Raw genomic sequence first — 19,862 nt, 5'->3', positions numbered from 1 at the left:
ACCGACCTGATCGAGGATCCCGGGTTTCTCCTGGCCAGTGATCCGCGAGCACTCGTAACGGCCTTCTCTTCCATTGAGGGCGACATCGCCCGGCGCATCCGCAGCGCGTACGAACACGTGGCCCATCGACTGACCCACGATCGCCTGCTCGGAGACCGTGCTGCGGACCTGCAGCTCTCGGCCCGTCGGTGCGAGGCCGATCTGCTGGCCGACCGCATTGAGGACCTCTCCTTGGCGCGCCCTTGGGCAGCGAATTGGGCTTGGTGGTCGACGAGCGGCGTCCACCGGCTGCTAGTGGTTCGTCTCGGATCGTTGTCCGGGCAACTCGGTAGGCTGCACCGGATTGGGGCCTGGGAGGGAAGGATGGCGAGTGAACGAGTCCGACGCCTCCGGGCGGGGGTTGGCCGTGAACAACTCCGTGTCGCTGGGTGTGTTCCTCGCGGTCGCAGCGGATGACCGGGCGCCGTTCGCCGTGGTCGAGCTGGCCGGGCGCGGGGTCACCGCGAGCGCGGCCGCAACTCGCTGGGTGCTTGAGGTCGGTAAGCCGTCGCTGGACGGGTTCACGCTGGCGGACAAGCTGATCGAGTTCGGCGAGTGGGAGGACCAGCTCGTAGGCCTATGGCAGGCGTTTGGGCGAGGCGAGGTCGAGATGACGGACTTCCAGGCCCAACTGGCGCAGATCGTCACGGCCATGGAGAGGTGGCCGAGAGTTCCTGAGGACCCGGTGGAGGACTTCTCAAGCCGCCTTCGCCGGGTACTGGGTCCAGGTGCGGATGCGTGAATCGGGGGCGAAGTTCGTCTTCGGCTCGGCGCGGGCGTTGTGCCAGCGGATGTAGGCGCCGATAGCAGTGTTCTGCTCGTCGTGGCTGCGGTGGTCGGTGCCGTTGAGCGCGAAGTAACGCAGGGCTGCGAACTCGGACTCGATCCAGTTCAGCCATGATCCGTAGGTGGGCAGGAAGACCAGCTCGACCTCGTTCGCGGCAGCCCATGCCTGGACGTTCGGGTGCTTGTGCGGGGAGAAGTTGTCCAGCACGACGTAGAGCTTCTCGGCTGGCCAGCGGCTGCGCAGGGCCTTGAGCAGGCCGAGGAACTCACGCCACCGCTTGCGCTTGCGGATCCGGTAGTAGATCTTGCCGGTGGTCAGGTCGAGAGCGGCGAGCATGTGCATCACGCCGTCGTAGCGGTTGTAGGTGGCCCGCAGTCGGTGCGGGGAGCGCAGTGGGCGCCACGCCTTGCCCTTGCGAGGCTGGAGGTTAAGCGGGCCGAACTCGTCGACGCAGACCACCCGGCCGTCGGCGGGTGGAGCGTCGTACAGCTCCAGCACGCGGTGCATCTTGGCTATGAAATGCGGGTCGGTGGAGGCTTCCCATGTAGTGGTGGTCTGCCAGGAGACCTTGCCCTCGTGCAGGATCCGGCGCAGAGTCTCCCGGCTGAGAGTCGGCACGACCTTCCGCTTGACCAGGTGCTCGGCGAGCTTGGTCAGGCTCCAGGTGGAGAACGCGGCGATGCCCCAGTCGGCGGGGGACGTCCGGGCGATCAGACAGATGCGCTCGCGCACCTGGTCATTGATCGTTCTGGGCCGTCCCCCGCTCCATTTTGGGTCCAGCGCGTCGAACCCCCGCTCGTTGAACGCGTGGATGACATCACGCACGTAGTCCTCGCTGACCTGCAGCAGTGAGGTGATGTTCCGCACAGGCTGGCCCTGGGCGGACATCAGCACCACGATTGCACGACGCAGCCGGACCGGATCCTTCGAGGTCCGGCCGATCCGCTGGAGCCTCCGGCCCTCCTCCATGCTCACCGGCCGAACAAACACTCCCGGACGACGTCCCACGACCACCTCCAAGATCAGTTCTTGGAGACAGCCTGATGGCCAACCGCCTACACAGCAATTACCGGGTCGACCAACTGAGTCGAGCCACTAGCCGGTCACACCCGCACCGTGAGCTGCGTCGCGGTTGGAGCACTGGATGGCCGTCCGATCACGGTCACTGGCAGTGTGGACGGCACAGCGCGAATCTGGGACCTGACGGCTCAGCAGCAGATCGGGGATCCCCCGTCCATCGGTATCGCCGTGAGCTCCGTTGCCATCGGTGATCTTGGTGACTACACGGTGGCTCTGACCGGTGGTGATGACGGCACGGTCAAGGTCTGGGACCTCTCGGCAGGCCAGGAATACGGCGAACCGCTGCGCGGGCACACCAACCGCGTGGCAAGCATCGCGATGGGAGCCCTCGAGGGACGCCCGGTCGTGCTGACCGCCAGCTCCGACGGCACGGCGCGGTTGTGGGACTTGCAGAACCGGCGCCAGTTGGGGAGCGAGCTGACCGAACACCGTCGCTCCGTCCTCGCCGCAAGTCTCGGGGAACTCGACGGACGGCCGATCGCCGTCACCGGCGGGGACGACAAATCAGTGTTCGTCTGGGACTTGTCCGAGGTGGTCGGCGGCGGGAGCGCCCGCGTGGACGGCAGCCCCCTCATCGGCACGACGATGGGCGTATCTGCGGTGTGCGTAACCGAAGTCGACGGCCGCGCCATCGCTCTGGTCGGTGACCAGGCGGGCATGCTCAGCCGCTGGGACCTGCACGATCGCCGTCAGGTCGGGGAGCCGGTCAGCGCACATGTCTACTACAGCCGGAGCGGAGTGACCTCGGCAGCCGCCGGCCACTTCGGAGGTCGCCCCGTAGCGGTGACGAGCGGGCGAATGGAAGCCCGCGTATGGGATGTCCGCACCTTGCAGCAGCTCGGCCCTCCCCTGCGCGGCCACGTCCACGACATCACCGCTGCGGCACTTTTCGACCAAGGCGACATCGCCCTCACCGTGACGGTGAGCGAGGACCGGACGGCACGAATCTGGGACCTCGCGGCGGACCAGCCCGCCGAAGGCCATGCACGACCCGTGCTGGCCGCGGCCTACCACTCGTACCGAAGCCGGGACCTGGCAGTCACGGGGAGCGAAGACGGATCGGCCCGCCTGTGGGACATGGACACCGGCCAGGAATGCGCCTCACCCCTGAAAGGCCACACGGGCCAAGTCTTGGCCGTTGCCGTCGCAGAGATGGGCGGTTCGCTGGTCGTGGCCACAGGCGGATCCGATACCACCGTGCGATTGTGGGAACCCCTGCGTGCGGGCGCCTCGGCCAGCCCGCTGATCGGTCACACCAACGCCGTTCGCTGCGCCGTCTTCGGTGAAGTCGAAGAACGGCTGATCCTCCTCACCGGAAGCGACGACGGAACGGTGCGCCTCTGGGATGCACGCGACGGCACCGACGTCTGCGCACCGCTGACCGGCCACATTGGGGACATCCGGCACCTGTCGGTCCGACGGGGCAGACGAGGACTTGAGGTTGCCCTTTGCACCTCCTTGGGTCACGGATACCTGTGGCGCATCCAGTCCGGTCCCAGCCACCTGACCACAACGCTCTGTTCCCATTTCGACGCGTCCACTCTCACACCCGCGGCGCGGACCGTCGGAGTCGGATTCCACCAAGAGCGGCCTGTCGTCATCGTGATCCTCGATGGAAACGTGGTACATGCCAGGGACATGGAGACGTCCGCCGTAATAGGAGGTCCTTATTCCGGCCACACCGGCTTCGTCGCGGCAGCCACACTCGGCTGCATAGGCAGCAGGACCATCATGGCAACAACCTCGTATGACAACACATTTCGCGTCTGGGACCTGAAATCCGGCGCCGAAGAGGGCCCAGCCCTGGCCAGTTGCAACAACCTGGCGCAGGGCTCGCAGACTCCGCCCGTCTTTGGGCGGATCGGGAACGTTCCGGTGATGATCGGCGTTGGTTCGCTTCAGGTCCGCCTGTGGAACTTGACCACCATGCAACCGCTGGGTGAGCCCCTGTACGGCCTTGAACAACACCTGCTTTCGGCCGACATCACCCTCGCTACCGATGGTCGTGCCGTGGTCGTGACAGGCAGTCTCGACGGTGCTGTGCGTGTCCACGATCTGGAGACCGGCCGACAGGCCGCCAGCCACTTGACCTCAGGGGCGTCCTCCATCTACCACGCTGTCACGAAGCGCATTGACGATGACTCGATCGTGGTTCGCAGCACTTGGACAGATGTCGAGGTCTGGGGTCTCGGCGCACGTGACAGGTTGGCACGCCGGGCCGGCTATTCACAGCTTGCATGCGCCGACGTCCTGGAGGGGCGCCCCGTCGTGATCTCCGTTGCCGGGGACTACACCCTGCACGCCTGGGATGTCGATACGGAAGCTCTCGTATGCTCGCCCATGTCGGGGCACACTGCCTTGGTCAGCGCTCTACGGACCGGGCGGGTGGGAACCGTGCCGATAGTGGCCAGTGCCTCATACGACGGGACCGTGCGATTGTGGGATCTCCGGACCGGTCTCCCTCTCGGGGAGGTCCGAACCGGCTATGAGATGGGGGCGACCGCCCTGGATCTGGCAGTGATCGGCGGGCGCGACCACCTGGTGACCGGAGCCGGTGACGGTCGAGTCTGCTTGGTGCCGTTGGACGGCCACTCACCCCCCAGTACCGAACTGGACCGGTTCCCGGCGGCGGTTCGACGTGTGCGCGTGGCGAGCGTAGGTGGCACTCCTACGCTCGTAGCCGCCGACGGGTACGGCTTGGTCCGCGTCTGGGACCTCGAGGCGGTCGCCCTCCAAGCAGAAATCAACGTCGGCAGCAGGATCAACGGCGCTGCCGTCGACGAGGCTGGCCGGATCTGCGTGGCGACAGACATGGGGCTGGTGGCGCTCCGCCTGACCCCCGCAGCTCATGGGGAACAGAGGGGTTCCAGATGACCCGTGTCGTTTTGGTCCACGGCATCGCGCAGCAACTCAAAGGGCCCGAGACGATCGCCGAGGCGTGGCTTCCGTCTCTGAACGACGGCCTCGCCCTCTCAGGTGCCCGCACACTGCCTCGCGACGACGTTTCGGCCGCCTTCTACGGTGACCTGTTCCGCCGACCTGGTCACCGCGGCCTGGGCGAGCCGCCGCTCGACGCATCCGACGTAGAACTGGGACTCGAGCACGAGCTGCTCCTGTCGTGGTGGGAGGCAGCCGCGGACGCCGAGAGCCGCGTACCCGGACCGAATACCACTGGCCGGCTACGTACCCCCCTCATCGTCCAGCGGGCACTCAACGCACTCAGCCACTCGACCTTCTTCGCCGGCCTCGCCGAGGGCACGATGATCGGCAGTGCCCGCCAGGTCCGACGCTACTTCACCGAGCCAGACGTCCGGGGGGCTGCAGGACAACGTCTGGCCCGCGCAGTGACCGGCGAGACGACAGTGATCGTCGCCCATTCCCTGGGCAGCATCGTCGCATACGAGACATTGTGCGCCCACCCGCAGTGGCAGGACCTCACGCTGATCACTCTTGGGTCCCCTTTAGCCGTACGCGGCCTCATCTTCGATCGACTTCGACCCACCCCTCACGGGGGAATGGCCCGGTGGCCCGTGCCCGTGAAGCGTTGGATCAACATCGCCGATCACGGAGATGCCGTGGCTCTGATGAAAGAGCTCGCGCCTTCATTCGGAACCCGCATCCAGGACCAGACCGTCAACAACGGCGCGCGTGCCCACGACGTTCGCCCCTACCTGACTGCGCGCGAAACCGGACTCGCTCTGGCAGGAGCGCTCAACTGAGCCGCTCGGCCCAGCACGGCGGACCGAGGCAGCAGGATCAATCAACCAACAGGGGCAGGCCATTTGGAACCGAGACAAAATGATCTCTTCCTGAGAGCATGAGCCTTTTCCAACTCGTCAATGGCAGGGTTGATTTGGACACTTCTGCCTAACGACGAAGCCTTTGGGGGGGCGGCGTCACGACCAAGATCCAACGTGCTGCCAGGAGCCTCGCGCCCCTCTCTACCCGTCATCGATCGACCTGTCCAGTCGCCCCCTTGCGTGTCTGGCCGAACAGCACACCTCCCGGCGAGGAGATCGGTACGCGGTGGCGACGACTGAGCAGGGCGTCAGACTCTGCTCGCCCTCGCACACCTGCGGTGTGGTGATACCTACGCGCGGCTCGCCGCAGAGTTCGGCATCGGGATTGCGACCGCCTTCCGCTACATACGCGAGGCCGTCGACGTCCTGGCCGCCCTCACCCCATCTCTGACCAAGGCGATGAAGACGATCCGGACGAAGGCGTTCGTAATCCTTGACGCCACCCCGCTGCCAATCGACCGGATCGCCGCTGAGACCCTTACTACTCCGGAAAACACAAGCGCCACGGCATGAACGTCCAGGTCCTGGCCGACCCGTTCCGACGGCTACTCCGGCCTCGCCGGCTCTACCCGACTCGACTCACGACCTGACCGCCGCACGCCACCACGAGATCATCGAAGCCCTTGCCGAAGCGCACCTCAAATGCTGGGCCGACAGGCGTACCAAGGAGCTGGCGGACCGGTTCGGGTGCCCTTTCGCGGCCGTCAGCTCAAGCGATAGAAGCCACGTCACAACAGCGGTCACGCCAGGATCGCTGTCTCGGCGAACAGCCCATGGCCACCCTCAAGGGCCAGCGCCTCCTCCGGAAGCTGCGCTTCCACACCAGCCGGATCACCGAGATGGTGAAGGCCGTCGTCGTCCTTCACCCCGTCTCAACGTGAGGTTGAAAAAGGCTCACTGACACTCCAACCGACTTGAGCTACCTCCCGTTCAGACCGCGCTCGATCCTGCCTGCCCTGACCCTCCCCAGCTTCAGCAGATAGAGGAAAGCGATGGACACGATGCCACAGAGCCGCTCAGGTCAGTGCCCCTACGTCGCTTCTCACAGGCCGCCCTTGCGGATAATCCTCTCCGCAATACGGCGTCGCCGTGAATGCCCTGGAAATGAGCAAGCCAATCTCGGAATCGATTCCAGAAGGGGCCGAGGCCGATCTGGGGCCCGGCAAGCAGGACTGCATGAGGAGCGATCCGGCCCACGTAAGCTCTGAAAGTCGAGCTGCCGGTTGCACCAGGAGGCCATCGTGGATCACCTCTTCACCGTCATGGGCGAGGCGGCCACACCGATCGCGCGCACCGGGTTGGCTGCGGAAGGCCTCCTTGAGAGGCAGCACTTGCAGGAGTGGGTAATCGCCCACCCGCAGGTGCTCGGGGAGTCGGTGCTCGTCGTTACCGCAGAGTACGACCGATGGGCCGATACGGACGGCGTGCCTGCGCGCGACCGGCTGGACATCCTGGGCCTGGACGCAACCGGGCGCCTCGTCGTGGTCGAGCTGAAGCGCGGTACCGCCGACCGGGACGTACACCTCCAGGCGATCACCTACGCCGCCTTGGTGTCCCGGTTCGACCTCAGCACCCTGACCCAGGCGCACCGCGACTTCCTCACGCGCAGGGGGCAAAGCCTCGACATCGATGCATGCAGGCAGCGCCTGCTCGATCATGTGGACGGGGAGTGGAGCCCGGAACTGCTCCAGCGTCCCCGACAGGTGATCATCGCCGCTGACTTCCCCAAGCAGGTCACCCACTCCGTGGTCTGGCTGTCGGAAATGAGCCTCGACATCGACCTCATTCAGGTGGGGCTGTGGAAGGTGGAGGGACACGTCGTCGCCGGCTTCACCAAGGTCTATCCGACTCCGGAGGTGGAGGAGTTCACGCTCACACCTGCCCGAGTCGAAGGCGAGGCTGCAGCCAAGAAACTGCAGGAACGCGCACGCTCACGCAACGCCGTTCACGTACTCGTCGGTGCGGGCCTGCTGCCCGAAGGCACCAAACTGCTCATGACACCGCGCCATGGCACAACGGAAGCCATCCGTAATGCCATCAACGCGTGGGTAGAAGAGGACAGCAGCAGAGCAACCGCCGTCTGGACCAACAACACTGCTCAGCCACTGATCTGGGACGCCGACGGCGCGTCCTACTCCCCCACCGGACTGGCAAACCACATCTTCACGAGCGTGACAAGCCGCAGCCCCGACGGCATACAGGGCACAACATGGTGGGACGTCGACACCAGTCATGTTCCCAGCGATGTCGACAGCGAAGAATGGGCCACCCTCGCAGGACTCAACCTCTCAGGGCTGGCCAAGCAACTCAACGGCACCCGCAAAGACTGGACGGAGCTGCACACCCTGCTGGGCGCAGTCCCTGCCGGACGATGGACCACCTACGGTGACGTGGCAGCAGTGATAGGCAGCCACGCCGTTCCGGTCGGAAGACACCTGAGTACCTGCGGCCAATGTCCCAGCCCCTGGCGTGTCTTGAATGCAGCAGGGCGCGTCAGCAACGGCTTCCAGTGGGCGGACCAAACCCGAACGGACACCCCCGCAGAAATCCTCGGAACCGAAGGAGTCCGCTTCAACGGGGCTATCGCCGATGCGGACAAGCGCCTCGGCCCGAACGCCCTCCGGCAACTACTCAACATCTGAGAAGCGACCGCCTCTGGGGAGCACCGCGCGTACGACACGGCACCGAACGGGTGAGCCTCTAAGCGCTTGGCGCATGCTCCGCAGTTGTCTAAGTTGGTTACCCTCGACTCCACCAACCTCCGTTAAGAGCTCGTAACACGATCTTGTTGAGATGCCCTGGTCGGGCGTGACCAATGTGACGATTCGGCCGTTCGTGATGCGTGGGTACTCGACCGTGGATCGTGGACGATGAGTTGTGGGCGTTGATCGAGCCGTTGCTGCTACCGTGGCCGGAACGGTCGCCAGGGCCACGGCCAGTGTCAGACCGACTCTGTCTCCAGGGCATTTTGTTCGTCCTCTACAACGACATGGCCTGGCAACTCCTGCCTCTGGAGCTGGGTTTCGGCGCGGGACAGACTTGTTGGCGTCGCCTGGACCGGTGGCAGAAAGCAGGATTCTTCGACCGGTGCACCGGGTCCTGCTTGCCGAGCTGAACGCCGCCGGCGAACTCGACTGGTCACGTGCGTGCGTGGATGGTTCCCACATCCGCGCGAAAAAAAGGGGGCGCAGATACCGGCCCGTCGCCGGTCGACCGGCGGAAGACGGGCAGCGAACACCACTTGATCTGCGATGGACGTGGCACCCCTCTCAAGGTCATCACCACCGCGGCCAACGTCAACGACGTCACCCAGACGCTCCCCTTGGTTGACGGCATCCCGCCCGTCGCGGGCCGCCCAGGCCGGCCCCGCCGCAGACCTGAAGCTTTGCTTGGCGACAAGGGATACGACTCCAACGCCCACCGCGACGAGCTCCGTCACCGGCGGATCCTGCCGATCATCTCCCGCAAGGGATCACCGAACATCAAGGGCTTGGGCAAGCTCCGCTACGTTGTCGAGCAGACCTTCGCTCTGCTCCACCACTTCAAGCGCCTGGCCGTCCGCTGGGAACGCCGCACCGAACTCCACGACGCCTTCGTCTCCCTCGCCTGTAGCCTCATCTGCTGGCGGCGGCTTCGGAAGCCCAAGAACGGCTGACTGGTGTCAGGGCAGGCCAGGGACCCGACGGGCTGCTTCAGACGTTGGTACCCTCTGCATCCACGGCGAGGCGGGGGAGATGCTCGTGGGAGTAGAGCCGTCGAGTCCACCGAGCCGCTGGTTCAGAGGATCTGGCTTTGGAGTCGCCTTCGGTGGGCTGACCGCGGTGGTGACCACTGCTGCCATTGGGAGGGCCTGGGCTGCTTGTGACATCGGTAGCGGCGCAGCAGCCAACAACATGTTGTTGCTACTTCTTGCGCCTCTCATATGGATCGCCGCAGCAGTTCCGTGGGTGATCCTGTACGGCACCCTCGGGAAACGTCATCGTAGGACAGCCCTGGCTGCAGGGCTCGTCTTCACCCTGTGGTTGGCCTGGTTCCTCGTCACATGGCTCGGCATGCCGAACTCCTACCCCGCCCCGCTGTGCCCGGCTAACGTCCCACCCTGGTGGCCGAGCTTCGTCCCGGCATGACTCTGGCGAGGCCCTTGAACGGTCTTGGCACAGGAAGCAGCGGCCTACTCAGCTGCCGCCGACCAGGCCGCTGCACGCCAGCAAGAACGTGTTACGAGTTCTAAGGAAACCCCAGACTAACCGGATGACGACGCGCACCGAGCGCCTGCCACGGCATCACCTTGCGGGGGCACGCTGCGGCTCACAGGCGGGTACAGCGCGCATAAGTCGACCGTGGCACTTCCTTCGCGTTGTCAGCTCGTCACTTCCGTTCCGGAAAGCTGGCTAGGAGCCGCAACGCTCGTCGCCGGCCGTCCTCATGCCATGCGTGACCACTCTGCCCGCGCCAATCGTTCCTAAAATCGGGCGGGCCCACGGCACGGCGATCTGACCAGCCCAGGCGCTGTACCAGGCCAGTCTGACAGTCGAAGGGTGATCGGAATCAGTTTCCGCCGCGTTCGACACCTTGCCAGAACTCGGTGTCAGCCCCTCCGCTGCCCGCGCACCCAGCACAAGCGTCCTCCGACCGAACTGCACCGTACGCAGCGGCACCTCACGTACTTGGCTAGATCACGTCAGCGCGATCATCGAGGAGCCTCCCGGACCCCAGGCTTGCCGACATCAGAAGGCACCAAAGGGGCGTCACGGTTCCTGCGCTGGATCGCGCGCAGTTCCATCTGCGCACCCCAGGCCTCCATGGTGAAACGGTTCTCGTCAGCGGGGTCGTCGAGGTTCCAGGCTCCGTCGTGCCCGTACGTGACGAGCATCTTCTTCTCGTCCCGCATCTTGTAGCCGGTGTTCAGGCAGTCGACGACGCTGCGGCCGAGCCGGTCCACCGCTGCGGCGACCAAGCCGTCGTACGGGCCCTTCTCGTCACGGAGCCACGGGCCCAGGCTGGGGCGGGTCACGGGATCGGTGGCGCCGGAGACCTCCCAGTCGTCCGCCCAGCCGATGATGTGAGCCCCGACGGAGGCGGCGGCGGTGAGCACGTTCTCGCGCTGGCGCTCAGGCGAGGACGTCGCCAGCTTCACGCGCGACAGCCGCCGCCCTCCGAGCAGGCACTGCCGCATCCGTCGTAGGGTCGTTCGATCGCATTGAGGTCCGTACCGCGCATTTCTTCTCTCCGTTCGAGCGCGCATGGTACGGAGATTCGGCGGCACGACCCAGCTGAACGATCTCGGTCAGCCCAGGAAGCTCAGACGAACCTGACGGTTGTCTTTAGCCATGTTCGTGTCCACCAGGCATACCGACTGCCAGGTGCCTAGTTCCAGGCGGCCCGCGATCACCGGGAGGGTGGCGTGCGGGGGGACGAAGGCCGGGACGACGTGGTCGCGGCCGTGGCCGGGGTGGCCGTGGCGGTGTTGCCAGCGGTCGTCGGCCGGGAGCAGGGTGTGCAGGGCGGAGAGGAGGTCGTCGTCGCTGCCCGCGCCGGTTTCCAGGACCGCGATTCCGGCGGTGGCGTGCGGGACGAAGAGGTTGAGCAGGCCGTCGCGGCCGGAGGCCGCGCGGGCGAGGAACTGTTCGCAGTCCGACGTCAGGTCGGTGACCGTCTCCGTCGAGCCCGTCGTGAGGTGCAGGACCGTGGTGGTGAAGGCAGAAGACATGGGCCCATCCTGCCGTGGCGCGGGGCCGGAAGCGTTGAGCGACGGGCGCGCGGGAAGTTCCGTGGGGCCGTCGTAGTTGGTAGAAGCGTGAACGATTTGGCGATGCGGTCGGTGGACGTCGTAGTGGTCGGCGCCGGGCAGGCGGGGCTGTCCGCCGCGTACCATTTGCGGCGCGGCGGTCTGGAACCGGACCGCGACTTCGTGGTCCTCGACCATGCGCCGGCCCCGGGCGGCGCCTGGCAGTTCCGGTGGCCCTCGCTGACGTACGGCAAGGTGCACGGCATGCACGCGCTGCCGGCCATGGAGCTGACCGGCGCGGACGAGGAGCGGCCGTCGTCCGAGGTCATCGGCGCCTACTTCGACCGGTACGAGCGCACCTTCGGGCTGCGCGTGCACCGGCCGGTCGACGTCCGCGCCGTGCGCGAGGGCGACGGCGGCCGGCTGCTGGTCGAGACCTCCGAGGGTACGTACGCGACGCGCGCCCTGATCAACGCGACCGGGACCTGGGACCGGCCCTTCTGGCCGCGCTACCCGGGGCAGGAGACGTTCCGGGGCCGGCAGCTGCACACGGCCGGCTATCCGGGCCCCGCCGGGTTCGCCGGACAGCGGGTGGTCGTCGTCGGCGGCGGTGCCTCCGGTACGCAGCATCTGATGGAGATCGCCGAGGTGGCGGCGGAGACCCACTGGGTGACGCGCCGGCCGCCGGTCTTCCGGGAAGGGCCCTTCGGGGCGGACCAGGGGCGGGCCGCCGTCGCCATGGTGGAGGAGCGGGTCCGGCGCGGGCTGCCGCCGCAGAGCGTGGTGAGCGTGACCGGGCTGCCCGTCAACGACGCCATCCGGCGCGCCCGCGAGTCCGGGGTGCTGGACCGGCTCCCCATGTTCGACCGGATCACGCCCTCCGGTGTCGCCTGGGACGACGGCCGCCGCATCGAGGCCGACGTCATCCTCTGGGCCACCGGCTTCCGCGCGGCCATCGACCATCTCGCGCCGCTGCGGCTGCGGGAGCGCGGCGGCGGCATCCAGGTCGAGGGCACCCGCGCCGCACGCGACCCGCGCGTCCATCTCGTCGGCTACGGCCCCTCCGCCAGCACGATCGGTGCCAATCGCGCCGGACGCGCCGCCGTGCGGGAGATCATCGCGCTGCTGCGGGACGGGGTGTCGGACGCGCCTGCGGAGCCCGTAGGGGTGTCGAGCGCGTCTGCGGAGCCCGTAGAGGTGCCCGCCTTCGTCTGACGGGCGGGCGCCCACCCCCTCAGCTCCCTCCCCCACGGTTCCGGTTGAACTCCGCCACGTTCCGCTGCTGTTCCGCGTAGTCGTCCGTGAAGCGGGTGTCGCCCGGGGCCACCGTCACGAAGTACAGCCAGGGGCCCGGGGTGGGGGTGATCGCGGCGGTCATCGCCTGTTCGCCCGGGTTGCCGATGGGCGTGGGCGGGAGCCCCTTGTGGGCGTAGCTGTTGTAGGGGCTGTCGAGCTTCGTGTCGCCGGTGGTGGTGTCCAGGGTGCTGCGGTTCAACGCGTAGTTGAGGGTGGAGTCCATCTGGAGCGGCATGCCCCGGTCGAGGCGGTTGTGGATGACGCGGGCGACCTTGCCCATGTCCGACTCGGTGTCCGCCTCGGCCTGGACGATGCTGGCGATGGTCACCGTCTGGTACACGGTCACGTCGTTGCGGCGGGCGCCCGCCGTGATGTGGTCGGCGCCGAAGTGCCGGCCCGCCGTGGCGGTCATGTAGCGCAGCAGGCTCTTCGGGGTCGTCGCGGAGGTGACCGGGTACGTCGCCGGGTAGAGGTAGCCCTCGGGGTTGTCCTTCGCAGCGGCCGGGAGCGGCAGGTCCGACGTCGGCGCGGCAGAGGCGGTCGTGCCGGCGGGTACGCCGAGGGCCTGATCGACGGCCTCGTAGACCTGGGTCGCCCGGCGGCCCTCGGGGATCACCAGCGTGCGGGCGGTTTCCTCGGTCTTCGGTTCCCGTGTGAGCAGGGGGACGAGCACCGCCGCGGCCACGACGAGGACGAGCAGGGAGCCGATGAACAGCGTCAGGCGGCCGCGCCGGGTCAGGCGCGTGCGGCGGCGGGGCGGGGTGACCGGGGGCTGCGTATCCGGGCTCTCGTGCGCCATGCGGGCACGCTAACCCGCGCCGGTCCCGGGCTCGGGGACGCCATGCCCGGCGGCAAGCCCCCCGGTCAGCCCGCCACGGGGGCCATCTCCGTGTCCCGGCGGACCAGTGCTGCGTACCGTCCGTCGAGCCGGAGCAGTTCCTCGTGGGTGCCGCGCTCCGCCGTGCGGCCGCCGTCGAGGACGACGATCTGGTCGGCGTCGCGGACGGTGGAGAGCCGGTGGGCGATGGTGATCGTGGTGCGTCCGGCGGAGAGTGCGTCGATGGCCTCCTGCACGGCGAATTCGGTACGGGTGTCGAGCGCGCTCGTCGCCTCGTCCAGGATCAGCACCGGCGGGTCGCGCAGGATGGTCCGCGCGATGGCCAGGCGCTGCTTCTCACCGCCGGAGAAGCGGTATCCGCGTTCGCCGACGAGGGTGTCGTAGCCGTCGGGGAGCGAGGCGATGTGATCGTGGATCTGCGCGGCGCGGGCCGCCGCCTCGATCTCCTCGTCGGTGGCGTCCGGCTTCGCGAAGCGCAGGTTCTCGGCGACCGAGGCGTGGAAGAGGTACGTCTCCTGCGAGACGACGCCGACCGCGCGGGCGAGGGTGTCAAAGTCGAGGTCGCGCACGTCGACCCCGTCGAGGGTCACCCGGCCGCCGGTCACGTCGTACAGGCGGGGCACCAGATAGCTGAGGGTGGACTTGCCGGACCCCGTGGGGCCGACGACGGCCAGTCCGGCTCCGGCGGGCACGGTGACGTCGACGCCGCTGAGGGTCGGGCCGCTCTTCTCGTCGTAGCTGAAGTCCACGTTCTCGAAGCGGACCTCGCCGCGGATCGTCTCCAGGCGCACCGGATGCTCCGGCTCCGTGATGTCCACGGTGAGGTCGAGGTATTCGAAGATCCGCTGGAAGAGCGCGAGGGAGGTCTGCATCTGCACCCCGGTGGAGAGCAGGCTCACGGCGGGGCGGAAGAGGCCCTGCTGGAGGGAGACGAAGGCGACCAGGGTGCCGATCGAGACGTCGGGCCCGCCGGACTGGAGGGCCATGCCCGCGGCCCAGTAGATGACGGCCGGCATGGCGGCCATGACGATGCCGATCGTGGACATCCGCCAGCGTCCGGCCATGCTGGAGCGCACTTCGAGGTCGACCAGCCGCTCGGACTCCTCGGAGAAGCTCTGGGTGAGCGAGTCGGAGCGGCCCATCGTGCGACCGAGGAGGATGCCGCTGACGGACAGCGACTCGGTGACGGTGGCGGCCATGGCGGCCATCTGCTTCTGGCGCTGGGTGGTGATCTTCTTGCGCTCGCGGCCGACCCGGCGGCTGATCCAGACGAAGACGGGCAGCAGGAGCAGCGAGACGACGGTGAGCCGCCAGTCGAGCGCGAGCATGGCGACGACGGTGGCGATGACCGCGGTGAGGTTGGAGACGAGCGAGGTCGCAGTCGAGGTGACGGTGGCCTGCATGCCGCCGATGTCGTTGGCGATCCGGGACTGGACCTCACCCGTACGGGTGCGGGTGAAGAAGGCGAGCGGCATCCGCTGCAGCTGGGTGTAGACGGCGGTGCGGAGGTCGTGCATGACGCGCTGGCCGACGGTGGTGGAGATGAGCGTCTGGAGCACACCGAAGACGCTGTTCATCACGGCGGTGAGGATCATGCCGAGGGCGAGCAGCGTGAGCAGCCCGGTCCGGCCCTGCGGGAGGGCGGTGTCCAGGATCTCGCGCAGCAGGAACGGCGAGGCGACCGACACCAGCGACGAGGCGCCGACGAGCAGTCCGACCACCGCGAGGCGGCCGCGGTACGGGCGGAAGAGGCGGAGGATGCGGCGCAGCTCGGCCGGCGGCTGGGCGGGGTCCTTGGGCGGGGGTGTCCACGCGGGTTCGTCGGGTTTCATGGGCTCCTTCGTCGGACGTGCGGCAATGGGGCGGGGCGGGGCCGCACGGACACGGGGATCGCGACCGTGACAGTCCAGCCGAATGAGAGCATAGCTCATTGTTACCCCTATTCACAATGAATGAAGTCCTGATACTGTTCTTCCCATGGACTCCCCCGACCCCGATGGCATGCTCGCCGAACAGCTGCTGCGGCTCACCCGCAGGCTCCAGCGCATCCAGGGCCGCCAGCTGGAGCCGATCGGCATCACGCCCGCGCAGTTCCGGCTGCTGCGCACCGTCGCCCATTACGACGGACCGCCCCGGATGGCGGATCTCGCGCAGCGCCTCGATGTGGTCCCCCGCGCCGTGACCACGCTGGTCGACGCCCTGGAGGCGAGTGGCAGGGTGCGCCGCGTCCCCGATCCGGACAGTCGTAGGGTGGTCAGGATCGAGATCACGGACGAGGGCATCGCCACGCTCCGCTCGCTGCGCGACGCGCGCCGGGCGGCCGCGGAGGAGATCCTGGCTCCGTTGACCGCCGAGCAGCGCGAGGTGCTCGGCGGTCTGCTGACCGCACTGGTCGACGGAATGCCGGAGCGCCGCTGCTGACCGGCCACGGGACGCGGCGCCGAGCCGTCTGACCGACAAGCCCGCCGAGGAGAACCACCATGCCGCTGCTGGAGCCCGACCCGGACACGCTGCGCCCCGCGGCGGTGCGCCCGCCCTCCCACGACCGCGTCCCCGACGCGCAGGCGAAGGGCACACCGGAGACGCTGCGCTCCGAGCTCACCGCCCTGCTCGGCGCGGACAAGGTGCTCTGGAAGGTTTCCGACCTGGTGAAGTACGCCTCGGACGCCAGCCCGTACCGCTTCGTGCCCCAGGTGGTCGTCGTCCCCGAGGACCTGGACGACATCTCCGCGATCCTGTCGTACGCGCACGGCAAGGGCCGCGACGTGGTCTTCCGCGCCGCCGGCACCAGCCTCAACGGCCAGGCCCAGGGCGAGGACATCCTCGTCGACGTCCGGCGGAACTGGGCGGGCATCGAGGTCCTGGACGACGGCGCCCGCGCCCGTATCCGCCCGGGGACGACGGTCGTACGGGCCAACGCGGCCCTCGCCCGGCACGGCAGGCTGCTGGGCCCGGACCCGGCCAGCGCCATCGCGTGCACGATCGGCGGAGTCGTCGCCAACAACGCCTCGGGCATGACCGCGGGCACCACCCGCAATTCGTACCGGACCGTCTCCTCGCTCACCTTCGTGCTGCCGAGCGGCACCGTCGTGGACACCGCCGACCCGGCGGCCGACGAGGATCTGGCCCGGGCCGAGCCGCAGCTGTGCGAAGGGCTGCTGGCGCTGAAGGCGGAGATCGAGGCGGACGCGGCGCTCACCGCCCGCATCCGCGCCAAGTACGAGATCAAGAACACCAACGGCTACCGGCTGGACGCGTTCCTCGACGGCTCGACCCCGGTCGAGATCCTGCGCGGCCTCATGGTCGGCTCCGAGGGGACGTTCGGCTTCATCTCCGAGGTCGTCTTCGACACCCTGCCGCTGGACCGCCGGATCTCCACGGCGCTGCTCTTCTTCCCCTCGCTGACCGCGGCGGCCGCCGCCGTCCCGCTGTTCAACGAGGCGGGGGCCATCGCCGTCGAGCTGATGGACGGCAACACCCTGCGCGCCTCCGTGAGCGTGCAGGGTGTCCCCGCCGACTGGGCCGGGCTGCCGAAGGAGACCGCCGCGCTGCTGGTGGAGTTCCGGGCCCCGGACGAGGCGGGCCAGGAGGCGTACGAGCAGGCTGCGGCCGAGGTGGTGCGGCGGCTGGAGCTGGTCCGGCCCGTCACCTCGGTGACCAACGAGTTCACCCGGGAAGCCCGCATCATCTCGGGGTACTGGAAGGCCCGCAAGGCGTTCGTCACCGCGGTCGGCGGCTCCCGCCCCTCGGGGACGACGCTGATCACCGAGGACTTCGCGGTCCCGCCGTCCCGGCTGGCCGACGCCTGCGAGGCGCTGCTCGCGCTCCAGGCCGAGCACGGCTTCGACGCCGCCGTCGCCGGTCACGCCGCCCACGGCAACCTGCACTTCCTGCTGGCGTTCGACGCGGCGCGGCCGTCCGACGTCGACCGGTACGCCGCCTTCATGGCGGACTTCTGCAAGCTGACGGTCGAGCGGTTCGACGGATCGCTCAAGGCGGAGCACGCGACGGGCCGCAACATCGCCCCCTTCCTCGAACTGGAATGGGGCCCGAAGGCCACCGAACTGATGTGGCGTACGAAGCAGGTCATCGACCCCGACGGGGTCCTGGCGCCGCGGATCGTCCTCGACCGCGACCCGAAGGCCCATCTGCGCGGGCTGAAGACCATCCCGAAGGTCGAGGCGATCGCCGACCCCTGCATCGAGTGCGGCTTCTGCGAACCGACCTGCCCCAGCCACGACCTGACGACCTCACCGCGTCAGCGGATCGTGCTGCGCCGCGAGATGATGCGCCAGCCCGATGGTTCACCCGTCGAGACGGGCCTGGTCGACGCCTACGGCTACGACGCCGTGGACACCTGCGCCGGTGACTCCACCTGCAAGCTGGCCTGCCCCGTCGGCATCGACACGGGCGCCATGATGAAGAACTTCCGCCACCAGCGGCACTCCCCGCGCGAGGAGCGGATCGCCGCGCTCGCCGCCAAGCACTTCCGTACGGCGGAGACGGCCGCACGGCTCGCGGTCGCCGCGGCGAGCCGGATCGACGACCGCCTGCTGCAAGGGGTCACCCGGCTCGCCCGCCGCGCCGTGCGCCCCGATCTGGTCCCCGAGTGGCTGCCGGAGATCCCCGGCGCCGCGCCCCGCAAGCTGCCGCGCACCTCCAGGACGGGGGCGAGCGCGGTGTACTACCCGGCCTGCGTCAACCGCATCTTCGGCAGCCCGGACAGCCATCGCGGCCCTTCGCTGCCGCAGGCCGTGGTGGCCGTGTCGGCCCGGGCGGGAAAGCCCGTCTGGATCCCGGACGACGTCAACGGCACCTGCTGCGCCACCATCTGGCACTCCAAGGGCTACGACTCCGGCAACGCCGTGATGGCCAACCGGATCGTGGAAGCGGCCTGGGGCTGGACGGCCGGCGGGAAGCTGCCGCTGGTGGTCGACGCCTCCTCGTGCACGCTGGGGATCGCCCATGAGGTGGTCCCGTATCTCACCGAGGACAACCGGGCGCTGCACCGCGAGCTGACCGTGGTCGACTCCCTGGTCTGGGCGGCGGACGAGTTGCTTCCGGAGCTGACGGTGGTGCGCAGGTCCCGTTCGGCCGTGCTGCACCCGACCTGTTCCATGGAGCATCTGGACGACGTCGACCGGCTGCGCGCGGTCGCCGATGCCTGCGCGGACGAGGCCGTGATGCCCGACGACGCCGCGTGCTGCGGTTTCGCGGGCGACCGCGGGATGCTGCACGAGGAGCTGACGGCGTCCGCGACCGCCAAGGAGGCCGCCGAGGTGCGGTCCCGGGAGTACGACGCGTACCTCTCGGCCAACCGGATGTGCGAGATCGGCATGGACCGGGCGACGGGCCGCTCGTACCACTCCGCCCTGATGGAGCTGGAGTGGGCGACCCGCCCCGGCCCCGCCTGAGCCGCCCGGCCCCCGCCTGACCCGCCCGAGCGGCGCGGGTCAGGCGCGGAGGCCGGCGCGGTCGCCCATGACGACGACCGGGTGCTGCTTCGGGTCGAGGGTGCGCAGCAGCTTCTCCATGGCCTCCTTGGGAACGCTCACGCAGGCCGAGGTGCCGCTGCCGTGGTCCATGTGCAGCCAGATGCTGCCGCCCTTGGTCTGGCCCTGCGGGCGCGTCGGGTCGTTGGGCGGGGTGCCCTTGACCCGGTTGTAGTCGATGGCGATGACGTAGTCGAAGTCGTGCCAGTGCGACTTGGCCCAGTAGTGCGGGGCCTGGATCGAGGCGGTCTGTGTGTACGGGAGGCGGGCGCCCGGGTCGGGCAGGACACCGGCCGCGTCGCTGAGGGTGTAGACGCCCACGGGGCTGCGGTTGTCGTTCTCGTGGTGGTCGGGCGTCCAGCCCTTCTTGCCGTTGTGGCCCTTCCAGGAGGCGGCCTTGTCCCAGGTGGAGCCGGACTTGGTGTAGAGCACGACGGTGGAGTCCGCCGAGTCCTTGCCCTCGCCGTAGACGGCGACGACCTGGCGGGAGTCGGCGGGGATCTTCGACTGGAGCCGGTCGCCCACATCGGGGATGCGCTTCAGGTCCTTGACGGGGGCCTTCGTGCTGCCCTTCGCGGCGGCCGACCGCTCGGCGGCGGCGCCCTTCTTCGTGTCCTGTCCGTCACCGCAGGACGTCAGGGTCGTGAGCAGGACACCACAGGCGGCCGCCGAGGCCACCATCCGAACCGCACCGGCTATACGCATCCGTCCATGCTCGCACCTGGCGATGTACGCCGTTGTCCACCCCGGGCGGCCCCGGGGAAAGCGTGCCGAATCTTTACCCGCGCCGCATAAAACCGTT

General features: G+C 68.4%; 13 protein-coding genes and 3 pseudogenes. 10 read left to right on the top strand and 6 right to left on the bottom strand.

What is annotated here, in order from left to right; genetic code table 11:
* Nucleotides 1-370 precede the first annotated feature (370 nt).
* Nucleotides 371-781, top strand: a complete 411-nt coding sequence (locus ACIQZN_RS13790) for a hypothetical protein (RefSeq protein ID WP_330452530.1) — start codon at nt 371-373, stop codon at nt 779-781.
* Here the strand turns inward: ACIQZN_RS13790 and ACIQZN_RS13785 are convergent.
* A complete protein-coding gene (locus ACIQZN_RS13785; RefSeq protein ID WP_403992325.1) occupies nt 737-1,795 on the bottom strand; it encodes an IS630 family transposase in 1,059 nt (352 codons plus the stop codon). The genes ACIQZN_RS13790 and ACIQZN_RS13785 overlap by 45 nt on opposite strands.
* A gap of 138 nt (nt 1,796-1,933) precedes the next feature.
* Between ACIQZN_RS13785 and ACIQZN_RS13780 the strand changes: the two are divergent.
* The 6 genes and pseudogenes from ACIQZN_RS13780 to ACIQZN_RS13755 all read left to right on the top strand — a co-directional run.
* Nucleotides 1,934-2,281 (top strand): annotated as a pseudogene (locus tag ACIQZN_RS13780) (hypothetical protein); the annotation flags it as partial.
* Nucleotides 2,282-2,491: 210 nt separating this feature from the next.
* Nucleotides 2,492-4,780: a WD40 repeat domain-containing protein gene (locus ACIQZN_RS13775; RefSeq protein ID WP_403992322.1), complete on the top strand. Its 2,289-nt coding sequence runs from the start codon at nt 2,492-2,494 to the stop codon at nt 4,778-4,780.
* Complete coding sequence (locus tag ACIQZN_RS13770) at nt 4,777-5,625, top strand: hypothetical protein (protein ID WP_403992044.1); 849 nt, start codon at nt 4,777-4,779, stop codon at nt 5,623-5,625. Before ACIQZN_RS13775 ends, ACIQZN_RS13770 begins: the two co-directional genes overlap by 4 nt.
* 163 nt (nt 5,626-5,788) lie before the next feature.
* A pseudogene (locus tag ACIQZN_RS13765) lies at nt 5,789-6,587 on the top strand (transposase family protein).
* Nucleotides 6,588-6,947: 360 nt separating this feature from the next.
* Nucleotides 6,948-8,348, top strand: a complete 1,401-nt coding sequence (locus ACIQZN_RS13760; RefSeq protein ID WP_403992041.1) for a DNA-binding protein — start codon at nt 6,948-6,950, stop codon at nt 8,346-8,348.
* A gap of 200 nt (nt 8,349-8,548) precedes the next feature.
* A pseudogene (locus ACIQZN_RS13755) lies at nt 8,549-9,361 on the top strand (IS5 family transposase).
* 1,035 nt (nt 9,362-10,396) lie between these two features.
* Here ACIQZN_RS13755 and ACIQZN_RS13750 read toward each other — a convergent pair.
* Together ACIQZN_RS13750 and ACIQZN_RS13745 are read right to left on the bottom strand one after the other, a co-directional pair.
* Nucleotides 10,397-10,882, bottom strand: coding sequence for a recombinase family protein (locus ACIQZN_RS13750; protein ID WP_403992038.1), 486 nt, complete (start codon nt 10,880-10,882; stop codon nt 10,397-10,399).
* Nucleotides 10,883-10,993: 111 nt separating this feature from the next.
* Complete coding sequence (locus ACIQZN_RS13745; protein ID WP_403992035.1) at nt 10,994-11,416, bottom strand: YjbQ family protein; 423 nt, start codon at nt 11,414-11,416, stop codon at nt 10,994-10,996.
* A gap of 102 nt (nt 11,417-11,518) precedes the next feature.
* Between ACIQZN_RS13745 and ACIQZN_RS13740 the strand changes: the two genes are divergently transcribed.
* Complete coding sequence (locus ACIQZN_RS13740; RefSeq protein WP_403992032.1) at nt 11,519-12,649, top strand: NAD(P)-binding domain-containing protein; 1,131 nt, start codon at nt 11,519-11,521, stop codon at nt 12,647-12,649.
* 19 nt (nt 12,650-12,668) lie between these two features.
* Here the strand turns inward: ACIQZN_RS13740 and mltG are convergent, their stop codons facing one another.
* Nucleotides 12,669-13,529: an endolytic transglycosylase MltG gene (mltG, locus tag ACIQZN_RS13735; RefSeq protein ID WP_403992029.1), complete on the bottom strand. Its 861-nt coding sequence runs from the start codon at nt 13,527-13,529 to the stop codon at nt 12,669-12,671.
* A 65-nt stretch (nt 13,530-13,594) separates the two neighbouring features.
* Entirely contained in the window at nt 13,595-15,400 is a 1,806-nt protein-coding gene (locus tag ACIQZN_RS13730) for an ABC transporter ATP-binding protein (RefSeq protein WP_403992026.1), read from the bottom strand.
* A 145-nt stretch (nt 15,401-15,545) separates the two neighbouring features.
* Between ACIQZN_RS13730 and ACIQZN_RS13725 the strand changes: the two genes are divergently transcribed.
* Together ACIQZN_RS13725 and ACIQZN_RS13720 are read left to right on the top strand one after the other, a co-directional pair.
* The gene (locus ACIQZN_RS13725) at nt 15,546-15,989 is read left to right on the top strand and encodes a MarR family winged helix-turn-helix transcriptional regulator (protein ID WP_403992023.1); all 444 of its coding nucleotides are present in this window, start codon (nt 15,546-15,548) and stop codon (nt 15,987-15,989) included.
* A 59-nt stretch (nt 15,990-16,048) separates the two neighbouring features.
* Nucleotides 16,049-18,982 carry an FAD-binding and (Fe-S)-binding domain-containing protein gene (locus tag ACIQZN_RS13720; RefSeq protein ID WP_403992021.1) on the top strand — a complete coding sequence of 978 codons (2,934 nt, stop codon included), beginning with the start codon at nt 16,049-16,051 and terminating at the stop codon, nt 18,980-18,982.
* 39 nt (nt 18,983-19,021) lie between these two features.
* On the opposite strand, the gene ACIQZN_RS13715 is transcribed toward ACIQZN_RS13720, so the two are convergent.
* Complete coding sequence (locus ACIQZN_RS13715; RefSeq protein WP_403992319.1) at nt 19,022-19,741, bottom strand: L,D-transpeptidase family protein; 720 nt, start codon at nt 19,739-19,741, stop codon at nt 19,022-19,024.
* Nucleotides 19,742-19,862 lie beyond the last annotated feature (121 nt).

Origin of the sequence: Streptomyces sp. NPDC097595 (assembly GCF_044761525.1) — a bacterium.
In the GTDB taxonomy this organism is placed as follows: Bacteria; Actinomycetota; Actinomycetes; order Streptomycetales; family Streptomycetaceae; genus Streptomyces; species Streptomyces drozdowiczii_A.
Note: the sequence above shows the minus strand (reverse complement) of the source record. Positions and strands in the feature narration are given on the sequence as shown.